This is a genomic window from Bacillus sp. EB106-04-02-XG92 (assembly GCF_058791995.1).
Window position 1 is genome coordinate 1 of the sequence record NZ_JBYTEA010000016.1, and the last position, 16,407, is coordinate 16,407.

General features: G+C 31.1%; 14 protein-coding genes and 4 pseudogenes. 8 read left to right on the forward strand and 10 right to left on the reverse strand.

The genetic code is table 11. The annotated features are described in order from the left end of the window. Both AC3WVA_RS25850 and AC3WVA_RS25855 read left to right on the forward strand, forming a co-directional pair. Positions 1–815: pseudogene (locus AC3WVA_RS25850) on the forward strand (S-layer homology domain-containing protein); the annotation flags it as partial. Positions 816–1,458: 643 nt separating this feature from the next. Next, positions 1,459–2,202, forward strand: coding sequence for a CPBP family intramembrane glutamic endopeptidase (locus AC3WVA_RS25855; RefSeq protein ID WP_492322271.1), 744 nt, complete (start codon positions 1,459–1,461; stop codon positions 2,200–2,202). A 295-nt stretch (positions 2,203–2,497) separates the two neighbouring features. On the opposite strand, the gene AC3WVA_RS25860 is transcribed toward AC3WVA_RS25855, so the two are convergent. The 3 genes from AC3WVA_RS25860 to hlyII all read right to left on the reverse strand — a co-directional run bounded on the left by AC3WVA_RS25860 (position 2,498) and on the right by hlyII (position 5,758). Continuing rightward, on the reverse strand, positions 2,498–2,791 hold the full coding sequence (locus tag AC3WVA_RS25860; protein WP_429604300.1) for a hypothetical protein: 294 nt from the start codon (positions 2,789–2,791) through the stop codon (positions 2,498–2,500). Between the two features lie 461 nt (positions 2,792–3,252). Further along, entirely contained in the window at positions 3,253–3,858 is a 606-nt protein-coding gene (gene hlyIIR / locus AC3WVA_RS25865) for a hemolysin II regulator HlyIIR (RefSeq protein ID WP_429604298.1), read from the reverse strand. A gap of 661 nt (positions 3,859–4,519) precedes the next feature. Further along, positions 4,520–5,758, reverse strand: coding sequence for a hemolysin II HlyII (gene hlyII / locus AC3WVA_RS25870; protein WP_088058571.1), 1,239 nt, complete (start codon positions 5,756–5,758; stop codon positions 4,520–4,522). A 1,269-nt stretch (positions 5,759–7,027) separates the two neighbouring features. Between hlyII and AC3WVA_RS25875 the strand changes: the two genes are divergently transcribed. From AC3WVA_RS25875 to AC3WVA_RS25885, 3 genes and pseudogenes are all read left to right on the forward strand, one after another. Further along, on the forward strand, positions 7,028–7,243 hold the full coding sequence (locus AC3WVA_RS25875) for a hypothetical protein (RefSeq protein WP_046955310.1): 216 nt from the start codon (positions 7,028–7,030) through the stop codon (positions 7,241–7,243). Between the two features lie 58 nt (positions 7,244–7,301). Then, positions 7,302–7,529 (forward strand): annotated as a pseudogene (locus tag AC3WVA_RS25880) (DDE-type integrase/transposase/recombinase); the annotation flags it as partial. Between the two features lie 327 nt (positions 7,530–7,856). After that, the gene (locus tag AC3WVA_RS25885; protein WP_098521028.1) at positions 7,857–8,261 is read left to right on the forward strand and encodes a DUF3221 domain-containing protein; all 405 of its coding nucleotides are present in this window, start codon (positions 7,857–7,859) and stop codon (positions 8,259–8,261) included. Between the two features lie 332 nt (positions 8,262–8,593). Here the strand turns inward: AC3WVA_RS25885 and AC3WVA_RS25890 are convergent, their stop codons facing one another. Beyond that, complete coding sequence (locus AC3WVA_RS25890) at positions 8,594–9,325, reverse strand: M15 family metallopeptidase (protein WP_098347610.1); 732 nt, start codon at positions 9,323–9,325, stop codon at positions 8,594–8,596. Positions 9,326–9,571: 246 nt separating this feature from the next. Here AC3WVA_RS25890 and AC3WVA_RS25895 point away from each other — a divergent pair, with 246 nt between their 5' ends. After that, entirely contained in the window at positions 9,572–9,826 is a 255-nt protein-coding gene (locus tag AC3WVA_RS25895) for a SunI/YnzG family protein (protein ID WP_000900627.1), read from the forward strand. Positions 9,827–9,974: 148 nt separating this feature from the next. On the opposite strand, the pseudogene AC3WVA_RS25900 reads toward AC3WVA_RS25895, so the two are convergent. The 3 genes and pseudogenes from AC3WVA_RS25900 to AC3WVA_RS25910 form a co-directional block, all read right to left on the reverse strand. Beyond that, a pseudogene (locus AC3WVA_RS25900) lies at positions 9,975–10,096 on the reverse strand (sensor histidine kinase); the annotation flags it as partial. Positions 10,097–10,435: 339 nt separating this feature from the next. Then, positions 10,436–10,729, reverse strand: a complete 294-nt coding sequence (locus tag AC3WVA_RS25905; RefSeq protein ID WP_000964481.1) for a hypothetical protein — start codon at positions 10,727–10,729, stop codon at positions 10,436–10,438. Between the two features lie 5 nt (positions 10,730–10,734). Beyond that, a complete protein-coding gene (locus tag AC3WVA_RS25910) occupies positions 10,735–10,935 on the reverse strand; it encodes a helix-turn-helix transcriptional regulator (protein WP_000903072.1) in 201 nt (66 codons plus the stop codon). A 546-nt stretch (positions 10,936–11,481) separates the two neighbouring features. On the opposite strand from AC3WVA_RS25910, the gene AC3WVA_RS25915 reads away from it, so the two are divergent. Then, positions 11,482–12,582: a response regulator aspartate phosphatase gene (locus AC3WVA_RS25915; RefSeq protein ID WP_000217983.1), complete on the forward strand. Its 1,101-nt coding sequence runs from the start codon at positions 11,482–11,484 to the stop codon at positions 12,580–12,582. Continuing rightward, entirely contained in the window at positions 12,582–12,740 is a 159-nt protein-coding gene (locus AC3WVA_RS25920; protein ID WP_048562785.1) for a Phr family secreted Rap phosphatase inhibitor, read from the forward strand. The genes AC3WVA_RS25915 and AC3WVA_RS25920 overlap by 1 nt, the downstream gene beginning before the upstream one ends. 318 nt (positions 12,741–13,058) lie before the next feature. Here the strand turns inward: AC3WVA_RS25920 and AC3WVA_RS25925 are convergent, their stop codons facing one another. From AC3WVA_RS25925 to AC3WVA_RS25935, 3 genes and pseudogenes are all read right to left on the reverse strand, one after another. After that, positions 13,059–15,011 carry a bifunctional metallophosphatase/5'-nucleotidase gene (locus AC3WVA_RS25925; RefSeq protein WP_195756926.1) on the reverse strand — a complete coding sequence of 651 codons (1,953 nt, stop codon included), beginning with the start codon at positions 15,009–15,011 and terminating at the stop codon, positions 13,059–13,061. A 239-nt stretch (positions 15,012–15,250) separates the two neighbouring features. Then, positions 15,251–15,762: pseudogene (locus tag AC3WVA_RS25930) on the reverse strand (Rpn family recombination-promoting nuclease/putative transposase); the annotation flags it as partial. Between the two features lie 101 nt (positions 15,763–15,863). After that, positions 15,864–16,379, reverse strand: coding sequence for a DinB family protein (locus AC3WVA_RS25935; RefSeq protein WP_001091626.1), 516 nt, complete (start codon positions 16,377–16,379; stop codon positions 15,864–15,866). Positions 16,380–16,407: the final 28 nt, after the last annotated feature.

A 16,407-nucleotide genomic window follows, 5' to 3' on the forward strand; every position in this document is an offset into this window, starting at 1 on the left:
ATGTAAATTCTATTTCTAAAGTAAATGAAGAATCTAAAAAACAACAAGAAAACCATGTAGTTGGGGTAATAAATGATTCAGATTCTTATTATGTGACTGTTGCATATAAAGATGCTAATGGAAGTAGTCAAGAAGTTACTATAGACTTCCCGAATGGTAGTAACTCTAACTTTAAAAACGGGGACAAAGTTAAAGTTGCTAACAAAAATCAATGGAAACATCAAAAAATCTATGGACAAACTGTATTTTACACTGATGTAAATTCTATTTCTAAAGTAAATGAAGAATCTAAAAAACAACAAGAAAACCATGTAATGAGTAAAGATAAAGAACAAAAACTCTTAGCACAACTAAAAAAACGTTCTGGTACAGTGACAAAAAAATCCGAAGATAGCCTTGAAATTTCAAGTGAAAACCAAACCATTCGTGCCCATGTTAATTCGAAAATACTACCAAATATTAGTATAGGTGATACAGTAAATGTTTATGCTAAAGCATTTGAAATGGATCCTATACTTTTAAAGGACTTACCTTTCGAGGCAAGAAACGCGATTATTCAAAAAGGAAATGAACAAAATATTTTGGAGAATCAATACAAAAAAATCACAGGAAATGTTACAGGAAAATCTGATAATTCAATCTTAGTTTCGAGTAACAACATAACTTATGAAGTTGAAGCTTCAACCGAAGTATTACAAGATATTGTAATCGGTGATACGGTGAACGTTTATGCTGCATCTTTTGAGTTTAGCCCTATTTTACTTGCTGGTGTTCTTGTGAAGGCTATTTCTCCGATTGTTGAAAAAACAAATTAATGTTCAACATTCTATAAATTTATTGACTTCATCCGAAAAGAACTCCTAAATAACATAGGAGTTCTTTTTATGAAGTTATGTTTTTCTATAGTGCTCGTAAGACCTAGTATATTAATCGTGATTTACTATCTGTCCAACAGTAACTATCTTATTTTTATTTCCATAAGTTTTTATCAAGAGACAGAGCTTAATTTGCCCTTCTTTCTTTGAACTCCCCCACTCTCACTTCTAGATAAAGTGAACGTGTGGAATTCAACTGTTTTTAAGAAATATCAAATTTTATGAATAGAGGAAAAGCGCATAAATTATCTGAGATAAAATTTGCAAATATAAACATAAGGATATATTTAAGTATACTACTTAGAGCATTTAACGAGAAAAAAAGCCCTTAAAAGTTGCACCATACATGTGCAGCTAATCATTTTAGCAAAAACAAAGATTTTGTTCTATTAGTGAGCCAACCGGGACATCACTTAATAGAAATAACATCTTTGTATACAAAGATTGATGATTGAAAACCGTGAAGCTATTGAACGCTTGTAACACCGTCAATTAGAAGATAGTGATAGCTAACATAATGTACTTTAACTAAAAATGGAACATATTAAGATTTTTATAATATTATTAGGAGTTGAAAATTCAAATGAATAAATTCACTAAATTAGTCGCTGCTGAAGATTTTTCAGAGAATGTGTGGACAAAGAAAGATTATATCGTTTTACTTTTAATCCCATTAATATTATTTGTAGGCTTTATCACTCAATATTTCTCAGTAAAAAATCAATTGTCAGCAATTATTGATACCAGTTTACGCATTATTATGTTTATTTTCCTTATGGTTGTTTATGCTCCGATGCTTCGTAGACATTGGAGTAAATTTAAACTGGCATGGAAACGTTCCGTTCTATTAGTAATTGTTGGTGGTGTTCTTTTACAAATTATAGTTAGTTTGGTTCGCTCACTTATTCCAAGAGTTAGCACCAGCTTAAAAACAGATGTACCACCTTTAATTGAACCTTTAACTGCAAGTCCTGAAATGTTCATGCTCTTAATTTATATCGCTTTGGGTCCTATTGTTACGGGATTAATTGAAGATACTGTTTTTCGTTATACACTTCTCGGTAAAATATTTCAGGGTAGTTTTTTTAAAAAAGCATGTATTATCATTTTGAATTCAATTCTTTTCGGGTTAATTCACTATTATAATTTCGGGAGCATAATAGGTACAATCCCCTTCATGTTTGCAGGTCTATTTCTAAATATAATATATCTATGGACTAAAAATATTTGGCACGTGCTATTAATCCACACTGTCAATAATGCGTTCCTTACAATAGGGGCGCTATTAATCATAGTAATCTTACGACTACTTGGCCTAAAGGCATAACAGCGGAATAATGAACAAGCATAAAAGCCTTAAAAGAGTATTTCTCTTTTAAGGCTTCTTTTAACGTATTTTCCGAAAGAATTCTCCTTCTTCAATCGTGTGAAGGGCGTAGCCCAACGATAGGTGAGTCCTTCCCCTATTCCTTTGTACATATTGTACTATATAATAAGGAAGCAATTGAATACAAATTGAATACCATTAACTGTTTTCGCAATTAAGATTTCTTATATTTTATATGCTTTATTTATTAACATAGAATACACTCCACTTTCATCTCCCACCTAAAATTGGAGTTTCACACCTTCACATTTTTTGAGAGAGATATATTATATTGGAAAATGACAAAGGCGTTACGTAACATAAGCCTTCCTTTCTCAATTAATTCATTCTCATCCCAGCTGTACCTACTTGTTAAGTATTCCTCTACCATTGAATCGACTATTTTCTGAGTAATTTGCCCAAATAATATTGGTAGTTTTAATAACTTCTTTAATCGATACACCTGTTTTGATGGTGGGTCTATCCCGTTGCTTAACCATCTATGATGATTTACATAATATTCATATCCATACTTTCTAGAACAATCCAATACTATTTTATACTTCAAAAAAGACCATGAAAACTCAAATATACTTTCTCTCCCCTTTGTTCTAGCTGTATGTGAATTACTGGCCACTTAACGCCCTAACTGGGGGCTTCTTTACTTTTGATAGCTAACTCGTCTTAAGACAGCCGAGCTAACTCCCTTGTTCCAAAGGTTATTTTATTGCTTTTTACGCTAACTTTAATAGGCGTATTTAAGAGCTCTGCCTAAAGTCTTCTCTTTTTAATTCCCTCTAATATTAAAAAATTAACTGCATTAACTTCATCCAAAAAGCACTCCTCAATAACCTCGGGACACTTTTAAAACATTTTTTTATTAAGATTACATAACCTAGTATACTCCCCATACATTACTACCTGTCTAACATCAACTACCCCTTTTTCTTCCGTCTTCCTTATTTTTTGGTAACAAGAATCTCACTGCTGGTCTTTTTAGATTTTGGATTGTCAAATGCTAGGTTTATTGGTTAATGCGAAAATAACCCTATTCACTAATTCTTCTGGCATCCATTTATGATTTTTATCATTTGTTTCATCCGTCCCTAAAGAATCAATGAACTTTTTAAACTTTGGAAATAAAACAATAGAAGTGATCCAATGTATCGTATGATTTATAGAGAAGAAATGAAATACTCCTTGTTTTTCCCCCTCCTGCAATATTTCCTTTAACTGTTCAAAACTACCTATAAAATACGGTTTAATCTTTTCTAATCTTGCACTTTCCTTAATAATCTCCTCATATGCCAATGTGCCAATTTCAGGATTTTCTTTTATATGTGTAGTAAAGACTGTTAAATATTCTCTTAGAGCATTAATAGGATTAAATTGATTCTTCTCAAGAAAATTAGGTAACTCTTTAACAAGACCATATTTCTTAAATACCTCATAATATAGGTTTTCTTTCCCATTAAAATAGTAAGAAACCATAGCAACATTCACTTTCGCTTCTTTTGCAATTTCCTGTATGCTAGTACCTTCATAGCCACTTTCTCCAAATTTCCTCTTAGCAGCCTTTAAAATATTTTCCATCGTCCACTCTCGTGATTTTCCCATTCCCCACACCTCAACTAGTATATAGCTCATTTCAAAAGTCCAATAAGAACTTTGAATTGATTATCTTTTTAATTAAATTTAATTATATGTTTAAAATGATAATTTAACAATCGAAGAATTCTTAATCACTTTGGGCAATTCATTACACAACCAATATTTTAAAAACACAACATCTTCTGAACATATTCTTTTCCTACTTCATCAAAAAAGTATCCATTTAGAATCCATACGACAAACAGACTGGCATCTATTAGATAGATAGTGAAATAATACTGACAAATTGTCCGGCAACATTTTATGTATGTCGAACAAGTAAGATGGCTTCCTACTCTTCCTTGTTCGAAGCCAATTCATCTCCCATCTACTCACCGGGCTGAAGCCCTTCAAGTTCCTTGAGTAAGGTGGCTTCTTGGCCAAATGATAAAATGAATAGCTCTCAATTACTTCATTCTCTTATCTAGATTAGGGAATGAAGTAATTGGGTGACAAATATCTATTTTCAGCTTAATCTTGTATGCGAAAGAAAAAATAATAAGGATCAAATCTTATCTATTTTACGAATAAGATCTGATCCCTTCATTGCATAATACGTGTTTAAAAAATGCCACATTACTCATGTCTCGATAAAATAATCATCCATCAATTGTATTTCATTCATTGATTAGATTTGTTTAACCTCAATATAAGGTCCTTTAATGTTTAACTTGTTGATATCATTTGAGATATTACCTACAGTTGTTTTTTCATTAAACGTATAGACTTTTTCACCATTTACAAAGATACCCCAATTTTTATCTGCATAACTGATACCATAGCCAGCATTGCTAGATGTAGCTTTGAGTTGATTTCCATTCATTGAAAAAGATAATTTACCTTTTCCTTTGTTAAGTTTTTCATTTACACTATTGATACCATTCTTTTGCTCTTCAAGGGCTTTTTGATTATCAAGAGTAACTTGATGTTTGTTCCAGTCTAATTTATAGTGGTTAGTAAAGAACTCATTATATGTATCCTTGTTGTTTGTTCCCCACCATTTTGAACTTACCCATTCAATATTGTACTGATCTGAAATTCTACGATTTGTTATTTTTAAATCTGATGTAGCTTCTGTTTTATCAGCAGTAATAACCGCTACTACGTTTGGAGAAAAACCATATCCTGTTAAAGCTGGTACTGTATCTTTTGAAACAAAATTATTGGTTCCTTCATTATAACTACGTGATTTCATGAATAGTTGGTTGCCATAGAAAGTATTGAATGAATCACGATTATAAATTCCCCACTCTGGGAAATTAAATGATTGGAATCCTACTTTCCAATTTAATTTTTTATCTGTCTGAGTCTCTAATACTGTTTTATAATCTGCTTGATCGTAAGATACACTTTCTTTCCAAGCATAACTACCTGTAATACTCGCTTCAGCATTTGGTCCTTTATCATTTACCCCAACTTTAACACTACCACCAAGTGTATACCCTACTTCAGAACTAACCTTTGCTGAAGTCATTGTATTAACTGGGGCAGCTTTATGAAATTGAGCACTATCATCACTTGTTATTTCTGCTTCCGTATGATATGCCGATGGCCATTTTAATCCGCCATTATAGTATCCGCCATTAATTGTATATTTAGCATCTATATTACTACCATCCGTAGTAACAATTGCAATCTTTTTATCTGCGTACGGATCCTCAATAAAGGAAACCTTTATTGAATTTTTGATATTCTGCTTCATGTCATAAGTAGTTTTAAAACTATTATAGACCTTCCCACCATTTTGAAGATTTTCTACAGTTCCCTTAGAATCTGCCAATGCAGATGTTGTTTGTAAGCCAAATGTTCCTGACATTATAACGGAAGCTACCGCAACATATTTAGCTATTCCATTTACTTTTTTCATACAAACAGCCACTCCTTCTATAAACATATTATTTTTAAATTTCAATACTAGAGATAGATTCATAACAATACTATATAAAAATTTATAAATCTTTATGGCATTAACTAGCAGCACCGGTTTCGCTAATTTTCATCTCTCTTATCGATATCCATTATCAATATTATTAAAACACAAGATAACGATTTAAACAACAATTTTAAATTCATATTTAAAATTGTTGTTTAAAAAATAACAAAAAATTATAGGTATTCTTTACTCCTCATTTCTTCTTGTGTAACTATTCGTATAAAAAAACTAATCCTATAATACGTTCTTATTCACAACTAATTTAATTACAATTTATTATTTATTCTAATTTTTTTACAATTCTCTATTTTGGTTATCTTAAAAAATGAATTCAGTACAAACAGCTTTGTAGATTTGATTAGCTTATAAATAACGCATTTCATTACTTATCCAAGACATGTAACATTCCTTTTAAAAATGTAAGATATACCCAAATTTAACATCTATTATATTCACCCATACATACGAGTTTAATCAAAATAAACTTTATATCTTATGAATCACTAATAGCAACTGATTTTATAATAAATAATTTGTAAATAACAATACATATTCTTCTTTTATTTAATTCAAGGAACCCTTTCGTTTTATAGAATATAAAAGATTCTTATCAACTCTTAGATTTATTATAAGTGGGTAATTATTTATCTTATATAATAATTACTTACTACATTATTAACATAGTTACCTTACAAAAATGTAAGATTCATTTCATTGACACTCGTATATATAAGTTCCTATACTAGTTACACAATGTTGGTAAATATATAAATAGTCTCAATCTCTAAGTGTGTGACTATGGATTCTTTTTAAAATAATAGCCTATATTTACTTATATATTTCCTATCTGTAATATATAATTCCACTTACATTTGTTCTGATACGTAGAAACTAAAATACTCTTAAAAAGGTGTGTGATAAGTATGTAAAAAGAATATAGATTCAAATAGAAACATTATTAGCCAGATAGGTGAAACCCCATATACTAAAGCATAAACATTTCAATTCATATATTTCAAATAATGATAAGTTGTATTTTAAAAATGAAAAAATCCAAATTTATAGTTATGCTATTAATCATACTTTTCGACATACTGTATAACTTTTTAATAAATAAAAGTTATCTTTCTTTTTAGGGATCTAGACAAAAACACCCAGGTGACGTTTTATGTTGCCTAATACAAATTAGGGGGAATATGTATCATGTTCCAAGAGAGGAAAATAAACGGAAGACCAGTTTATCACTTAAAATACTTAGGTGAGACAGTAGCAATCTGTTCACGTAATGCTTGGAAACGTTGGGAAGTCAAGGGCATTACTATCGATATTTACATATCGGCAAAAACAAAGTTTCAATCAATTAATTTATTTGAACATAAATATAAATTGTATTTAAGAGGTATGAAATATGATAACTGATTTTATTTGCAAAGTTTCCTAACCCTAGTTACAATCTAGAAAAATGTGAGAAAAAGCAACGGTGATTACAACAGACAAGATTCCCGCTTTACTTAACGTGTCCAATAATATTGAAAGGGCAATGTTTTAAAAGCATACCACTCTTTGCACAATCAAGCATTTGAATAATCTCACTACACAGGGGCATAAACATATCAAACGGCGTTATTCCAGATTTGCAGAATTTCAAAGTCTTCTCTATACTTCACACACCTTGAAAGGAATCGAAACCATTCATGTCCTATATTAACAAAAACGAAGTTTGACAATCAAACTTCGTTTTTTCGGTGTACATTTACGAAAGACGAAAAAAGAAGAGGGGTTTCCTCCCTCTTCACCAATAAAATCGAACATATTTACAATTAAGGAAGGGTCTACATTCATCATGAGATGAATGTAATAATAATAGTTCACCTAGTGAATTATAACACAAATCCACCTACATTAATAGATAATTTTAACATTTATGGATTATATGTGGCAGAACTGTTAAACATCTTAATATTAAAAGGTTTTATATGATAGAACTAGAAAATGGCAAGTGTAGGGATAAAATATAAGGGGGATATGTATTATGTTTACAAAAAAACAAAAATTAGTAACAACCGTAACAGCTTTAACATTAGGATGTGGATTTACTTTCGGATTAACACCGGCATTTGCAGATTCTAATAAAGCGTCTGTAAGCACTACACCTATTTATTCTATTCATAAACAAGAACAAGATCCTTTTACTGGATATGTCATTTCAGTAGAAAACAATTATTTAGTGGTTGCTTCTACATCTACAAAAGATGAAGCTCTCGCTTACCAAAATGATTGGTGGGAGTTAGTAAATCAAAATAAGATTTTAAGAGTTCCTATTTCAGATGGTGAAAATTACACTATAGGTGAACAGTTAAATATTTATGCTGCTGCATGGACCAAATCTTTACCACCAATTGCCGTGATGCCTAAAATTGAAAAAGTACTTCAATAGATTATACTAAAAATAATAGGGCATTATTCTAATTAGAATGCTGCCCTATTATTTAGGAAAAAACCGAATACGTAATATTTATATTCTTTTTCGTTGCTCTCTGATTTTCATCATATATTAACCTAATACTTATCATTCTGCACCTGACGCAAGATCCTACATCTCACATTACTGTAAAGATATTACTCGCTATCTTTCATCTCTACAATAGTAGTATCGTTTACAATTCCATGGCATACCCTTTAAAAACATTAAGAAATATCTTATTTCATACCCCTATCTTTTACAATCTTACTGCTATCGCTAGCCAATTTAATTCTTTAATTCTATTTTCACAGATTCATATATTCTTCTAAAGTCAATTTTTTCTTATATATACTTTCAGCAATATCTCCTACATAGCGAATATGCCACGGTTCATATGCATATCCAGTAATACTCTCTTTACCTTTTGGATAACGGATGATAAATCCTGCACGATGCGCATTTTCTTTCAGCCATTTTCCTTCTTTCGTATTCGCAAAGGTTAGCTCTAGTTCATTATTTGCACTTTTAGAAGAGACATCCATCGTTAATCCTGTTTGATGTTCACTATGTCCAGGTTTTGCCGAGAAGCGATCCGTATGCTCTTGTCCTTTTCTTTTCACGTTGTTTGCATACAGGTTTTTTTGATAATCATAGGAGCGAAACCCAGAAACAGCATTCAACTGGATTCCTTCTTTCTTTGCTAAATCAAATAACCTTTCTAGTGCTTCTGCTGCCTCTTTACGAAGGTAACTCTTTTCTAGCGTTCCACTGAATGAGAATGGTACATTTGGTACAACTAAATCCTCCGGTTTATAGTCTTCAGGCAATCCATATTCCTTATTAACTACAGCCTGTATACTAGCAAAAGAACTCGCTATGTTATTTGAAGTACCATTTTTCTCTCTATTTATGGAGTTTTCATGAGTTTCATAGTTTGTTTTTTTTGGTTCTTTACCAATAGATTGATTGGTATAAACGATAAAGATACCAAGTATCACAATCATACAAGTAAAAATCCCTACTAATTTAATTCTCATTATTCATTTCCTTCCTGCCACTCTTAATATTTCTCGTTTATAATACTACAATCATATCAAATTCATATTAATTTGAAGTGAACTTTTGTTCTTAACAGAAAGACAGTATATCCTCCTTTTCGTTCGATACGCTAAAGATACTAACACGCAGAAACCAATTCTATTCCTACATATGGAAAAATAATCTAAAAATTTGTATAATAAGATTAGAAGTGTAGCATTCTATTATAGAAAGGTCTTGGTATAATGCTAGGTATTCATGTAAAAAAAACAAAAGAAGAGTTAATAATTTCATGGCAATTGGCGAAGATTACGATTCCATTACGGGATGTAATTGAGGTTACTGAAGATGCTACCTATGCGGGTGTTGAAGATACTAGTGCAATCCGTATTGGCACTGCATATGGAACAACAGACCGTATTTTAATCAAAACGGTAAAACAAAATTATGTATTATTTACAACAAATAAAGTTTCAATTTTAAATGCAATAAACGCTTAAAAATGAACAAGCTAACGGGCTTAAACAAGTCCAAGTTTAATAAAAAGGTGCGAAGCCATGGAATTGACTTTACACCTTTTTTAAATACTCTATATGAATATAAATCCCCTTTAACATTTCAATACTTTATCACTTCTATCACATCTTACTACTTTATACCCCATTTTTCTAAGCAAAGTAGAACATTACCCCATTCTCTGTATTAGTTACACCATACTTCCCAACATGTAAGTCAAATATGTTTTTTACAATTGAAAAAACAAAGCCCGTGCTGCAGCTTGAAAAATCAGTCGAGATATACAAGGTTTTTATGCCTGAATACAGCATGAAAAAAGCCTTGGCGACCAAACCAAGACTTTTTATGATCTTACGACCTATCAATCAACAAGAATCAGAACCACCCGACTTCTTGCTCATTATAATCTAGCATACACCCTCAATTTACTATACATTTTTTATATTTTCAACAATTTGCATTGCTTTTACACAACATTCATACTTTTCAATTCTGAAAGTCCCCTTACTCTACCTCTGCCATATAAATCTCCGTTCTAATACAGTTTGTACATCGGTATCATTCTACCTTCATCATAATCCAAATACACTATATTAGTAATTTTTGCTGTGTCTATTGATAAATATAATAAGACTGCCAAGTACACTTAATGAAAGCACAAAATATAACAATAAATCAGGTAGAAATTCTAAAGAAATTATTTCTACTGATTGAAAAATAAAAATGGCAATGATACCTACAGATAAGATATTGTACAACACATTATTTGTTTTATATTGAATTTCTCTCCCTCTTTCGTCTTTTGCTTCATCACTGGACTGAAATTGTATTACGTACATCTGACTAATGAATATTACAACTAAAAATAAAATTTTTAACCACAACATATGACTCACTCCTCCTGATAATCAAACACGTCAGTTATTGACTTTTCAAATACATTTGCGATTTTAAAGGCAAGAATTAGAGAAGGATTATATTTATTCTTTTCAAGAGTAGCGATAGTTTGTCGACTAACACCAACCCTTTTTGCCAATTCTTCTTGAGTCCAACCTTTTTCTGCTCGACAAACTACAATTCTATTATGTAACAATAGGAACACCTCTTAGAAAAATTGTAATTTATTTCTTACAATTCGTAAAGTATTTTTTACAAATCTTTCAACACTTAAAATAAATTTAGATTAAAAGATCATGAGTTATAAACCCCAAAATTCCCCCCTTTATAAAATAAAGCTCTTTACTTTAAAGTATATAAATATCCCTAACCAAAACTAAGAAAGTATTAAATCATATTTGATTAAGTAGAAGTTTCGTTTGATACATCTATATACTCTCATTATGATAATTACTTAGCGGAAGTATAAACCTACATTTTATGAAAAGTTACACTTCCTATGATACTTATCAAAAACCTACGCTCCCTCTCATAAGAAGTATTTAATAGAAAACTGTAAAAAAATCAAAAAATACATTAACGAAACTTGTACTACCTTACCTATACTTTTCAAATTTAAAAACATGGACAACTCTTTAATTCAGAATATTCTGTATATTTATGAAAAAAATCGTGATTAAATTTAATTTATCGAATTCCTGTTATTATCAGAATAAGCCTTTACAGAGAAATGGGGGATATTATGACTGTTCAAGAAAAAAGTAATAAACAATTGATGGAATTATTACATGAATGGTATGAAGAAATTCGTTTATATCATGTAGTAGAAGCAAAACAAACATATCTAAAAGTAAAAGAAAGTTTAAAAGAAATAGAAACAGACCAATATGTATCATTCTATTATTCCCTGCTGAATTTTAGATATAAAGTTTTGGTAGATGGAATGAGTATTACAAAAGATTCTTTTAATCAAATAGAAAAACTACCTCATATTAAAGATGAATTTTCATTTTTAGCTTACTATTATTATTTCTTTAAGGCAATCCACTCTACAATTATAGCAAATTATACTGAGGCAAAAACATACTATGAAAAGGCGGAAGGACTTTTAAAAGATATACCTGACGAAATAGAAAAAGCTGAGTTTGAGTATAGATTTTCAACATACTGTTATCAATCTTATCAACCATTTGAAGCGATTCAACATGCAGTAAAAGCCAAAGAAATATATTTGAATCATGTAGGCTATAAAATTAATATTGCTTTATGCGACAATGTATATGGACTGGCTTGTATAGATCTAAGAGAATTTGAAAGAGCGGAAGAATGTCTCAATATGGTTATTGATATTTTTAAGAAGTATGATGAAGAACAATTATTATTACGAGTACGATCCAATTTAGGCTGGTTATATAATATTCAAGATTTATATCCATTGGCGATTAGACAGAGTTCTGAAATTATAAATACCATACCGAACCATTTTAAAGCATTATTTGTCTTAGCAAGAGCATATTATAAGTTAGAAGGCATTGAAACAGCAAGAGCATATATCGAGCAAGGAATGAAATATACAAATGAATCAGGAAATGAGGAATATAAACACCGTTTCGCAGTTTTAAATGAACTAATTACAGAACTGCCTAGAATTAAACTAGAAAAAGTAGTTACTGATGCCATTTCTTATTTTGAAAAAGAGGAAATGTGGGATTGTGTAAAAGAATATGCAGAGATTTTAGCACTACAATTTTACGAGGCAAATAATCATGTTAAAGCGAGCAAGTATTTCTATATTAGTAATAATGCTGATAAGAAACATTTAAGAAAAGGAGCGTTAAAGTAATGAAAAAAATAAAAAAATTGTTATTCAGTACGATAATAGTAAGTACATTAGCATGTAGCATGATTAGTTTAAATGTATCACAACAATCTTCATTTAATGGTGGAGATACGCCAGCACCAACAAAACTGAGTGTCTCTGGTGGAGTATCTATTAATTAGCGTAATCCAGTTTTTCCACTTTAAAAATCAGAAAATTCAGCCTACAAACATAAAAAAGTTTAATATAGTAGATAAAATATTAAACTCCCAGTCCGAAACAGATTTGTTTCGGACTACTCACGTTACTATAATTGTGTGTAGGATGACAGACTAAAAATAGAGAAGTTTTTCTATACATAAATAGAAAACGAGCACCCTATCGCCATGTATAGGGATGCTCGTTTGTATATATTTACACTTCTGGTTAAAAATTTAAATCTACTACTTAAAAAAATCACAATTCTATATTTAAATTTTTTTGCACCAGAGTCATTTTTCTTATATTTTTTTCACACTTTTACTAAGTTTTTTGTAAAATTCACCTTTCGTTTTTATATGCTTAAACTGATTTGGATTAATATTTGCTTTTTGTGAGAGTGCTACAATCTCTTCTTTTGTAATTGAATCTTTAGTATTTATAGAGGCTATATTTGTATATTTTCCATCTTCAGTTTTTGGAATTTCTAAAACCCCTTTATTTACAAGATCCACTACAGCCTTATGCTCTGAAGAATGTGTATTCACGCCAGTAATTTTCCAATTATGCATAACTTTTGGTGTGTATACACCATTCTTTACCTCTTTTAAATATGTAATAGCAAGATTACGAATGGTTCCACCAGTTTCCCCGAATGCATTCTCTTGTTTAGATGACCAAATTTGTTCAAACTTACGCCCCTCTAAAGCTCCACCTTTTGCCTGAAGAGCCTCCATTCTATATGCATTCATTCCCAGCGTCATAACATCGTTCGTTTTGATTGGTTTATTTGTACGAATAGAACGTAAATTTGTAATTCTACTTCCATATGGTTTTGTTAAATCAATTTCGTATTTTACGCCTCCAAAGAAATCATTCGTACTGTATTTAGACGCACGACGGGTTTTATCAAAACTAACTGTTACATCTCCAGGACGAGATGAATTAAAGTACCCTGCTGCCCATTCCATATAGTCTTTTAAGTCTTTCCCAGTTACCTTATATACCGTAATTTCACCCAAAGCATATTGATAATTATATGCAATATCTTTTTTCTTAATAGGACCTACATCCAAACGGGCATTATCATTATCAATTTGATGGGCGACTACATCTGCTTTGCTGTAATAGAGCATGACCTCATGAAAGAAATCTGATAAAGGTGTCTCTTGAATCTGCACACTTGGAATACCCTTTATTTCATTTTCAGGAACAAGGTTTCTACCCTTTAATTGAGCGACTACAACATTTGCATCACCCCTCGCATACTCGTGAAAAGGTGTCAGTGTGTCTTCAAGTGTAGGATCAGATACTACTGTTGTTCCATCAGTATTTTTTACAGGTATAGCTGTAGCAGTTTTATCTTTTAGAACCAGCTTTCCATCTTGCTTTGTAAAAGTAAGGTCAATACGTGAGATATGTGTTCCATATTTATCTGGTTCTGTAATAATGACACCATTTACAACTTCTTTTTTAACAAGCTTATGCATATGAGCTGCAAAAATAGCGCTTAGTTCCGGACAAGCATTCGCAATATCTTGAACCCCAGTACCAGGGATTCCATTCTCATTTTCTAGTCCCATATGCATAACGCCTACCATTACATCTACTTTACCTTCTAACTCTTTAATGGCCTTCTTTGTCTCTTCTACTGGATTTTTCACCACTAAACCATCCAAATGATCTGTCCCTTTTTCAAAATCACTAATCATTGGTGTATTCATACCAATAATCCCGACTTTAATTCCACCTTTTTCAACAATTGTATATGCAGGAAGAAAACGCTCTCCATTTTCCTTATAAATATTTCCTGCTAATGTCTTTCCCTTATATTGTTCACTAACTTTTTTTAATGTATCTAAGCCAAAGTTAAATTCATGATTTCCAAATGCCCAAGCATCATATCCCATCGCATTCATCGCTACCATCATTGGCGATTGCGGCTGATCATTGAATAACTCTACTGAATTTCCTTGAATTGTATCCCCAGCATCTACTAATATGGTATTTGGATTTTCTTGACGTACCTTCTTTATAACCGTATAGAGTTGCGTTAAACTTCCACTCGTATTTGCACCATCAAGCGCATAATCCCAAGGCATAAATCTACCATGAATATCTGCAGTACCTAACAAAGTAATATTAACATCAGATTCCTCAGCTTTTGAGATAGATGGTTTGACTGTTACTGCTGTTCCAAGAAGTATTAGAATAAAAAAATAACATAAATAGTTCTTCCATTTCATTTTTTGCATAATAACAATATTTCTCCCCTTTTGTACTGTCATATAGTTGCTTGAACCTTAAAAATGTAACTTATTATTCGGAAAACTTCAACTACAAAAAGTAATTTTGCGGGTGATTCTGCATGAAAAACAAAAAATGATATAGAAAAAGCACTGCCGAATTGTTGAGCAATACTTTTCTATTAAACGTACTATAACAATGAGTGTCTATTTTCTTTTATTCATGAGTACTATAGGTTCATATATGTTCACTTTAATTTCAAGATACGTTCTATTTCCTCTACACTCAACTTACTTGCTTTTGCAATAGTTTCAAGTGGTACACCAATTTCATGCATTCCTCGGATCATTTGCATCTTACCTTGTTCAATGCCTTTTTCCATGCCCTCCTGTTCTGCATGTACTAGCTTAGCTTGTTCATCTAAAAGCAATTTCTCGCGAGCTTCATATGCTGTTCGGAAAGAAGAATCATGGCTCATATTTTCCCATTTATTAATTGCTTTTTGTAAAATTGGATCTTGATTCATCGCAATCTCCTCCAATGCAATGTTTGAGTTAAATGTTCACCTTCATGCGCTGGTAGTAATAACATCCAACGAACAAATGTATTTTCCCAAGGGTTTACTTTTTCTTCACGCCATTGTTTTACCAATTTTGGTATCTCTACAAAATGGATTTCAATGTCGCCACTTAATAGTTTTTGCATTTTTGTATTCCATAATTGTCTAATGGTATGAAATGCATCATTCTGAGAAAATAAAAAAGTAGTGAATTTACACTACTTCGTTGTATATAAATTATTTGAATTCTTTTCTATATAATTTAAATAGAATACATTTCTCTCAAAATAGACAATGATTTTTACTTTCCAACTTCACAAAGTAATTTTATCTCCTTAATTTGTTCTATGTGGCGCTGTTCATGTAAATAGATCAGTTCTATCCACTGCTCAAGAAGTAATTCTCCAAGAGCTGGATGCATCACTGATTTTTTCGCTAATATAGATTCATCTTCTATTGTACTTAGGAAACGCATTAATTCTTTTCTCGATTTGTTTAACAAATCGACCATTTGCTGTACTTCAAATGTCTCTATGCTTGGTTCAATCATTTCTGGTGCTATAAATTTTATTGATCTATCTAATAATATAGATTGAATTTCTTTACGCTCATTTTGTGTACTATCCATCTTTTTTAATCCAGATGAAATGACCTTTATAACCCTTTCATCTAATAACATTAAGTGATGACATACTTGTGCTATACTCCATTTATCCTTATCTGGTTTCTTATTAAATTGAGTATCACTTAACAAAGTAATTTCCTCAAATAAATGATTTCGCGTATCATAAAACTTGTCATTAACAAATGTATTCATGTTAATTCCCCTTTCATCAAAAGCAAAA

Coding starts and splice junctions, on each gene's coding strand:
- AC3WVA_RS25855 (WP_492322271.1), top strand. CDS start 1,459: ATGAATAAATTCACTAAATTAGTCGCTGCTGAAGATTTTTCAGAGAAT.
- hlyIIR (WP_429604298.1), bottom strand. CDS start 3,858: ATGGGAAAATCACGAGAGTGGACGATGGAAAATATTTTAAAGGCTGCT.
- hlyII (WP_088058571.1), bottom strand. CDS start 5,758: ATGAAAAAAGTAAATGGAATAGCTAAATATGTTGCGGTAGCTTCCGTT.
- AC3WVA_RS25875 (WP_046955310.1), top strand. CDS start 7,028: ATGTTCCAAGAGAGGAAAATAAACGGAAGACCAGTTTATCACTTAAAA.
- AC3WVA_RS25885 (WP_098521028.1), top strand. CDS start 7,857: ATGTTTACAAAAAAACAAAAATTAGTAACAACCGTAACAGCTTTAACA.
- AC3WVA_RS25890 (WP_098347610.1), bottom strand. CDS start 9,325: ATGAGAATTAAATTAGTAGGGATTTTTACTTGTATGATTGTGATACTT.
- AC3WVA_RS25895 (WP_000900627.1), top strand. CDS start 9,572: ATGCTAGGTATTCATGTAAAAAAAACAAAAGAAGAGTTAATAATTTCA.
- AC3WVA_RS25905 (WP_000964481.1), bottom strand. CDS start 10,729: ATGTTGTGGTTAAAAATTTTATTTTTAGTTGTAATATTCATTAGTCAG.
- AC3WVA_RS25915 (WP_000217983.1), top strand. CDS start 11,482: ATGACTGTTCAAGAAAAAAGTAATAAACAATTGATGGAATTATTACAT.
- AC3WVA_RS25920 (WP_048562785.1), top strand. CDS start 12,582: ATGAAAAAAATAAAAAAATTGTTATTCAGTACGATAATAGTAAGTACA.
- AC3WVA_RS25925 (WP_195756926.1), bottom strand. CDS start 15,011: ATGCAAAAAATGAAATGGAAGAACTATTTATGTTATTTTTTTATTCTA.
- AC3WVA_RS25935 (WP_001091626.1), bottom strand. CDS start 16,379: ATGAATACATTTGTTAATGACAAGTTTTATGATACGCGAAATCATTTA.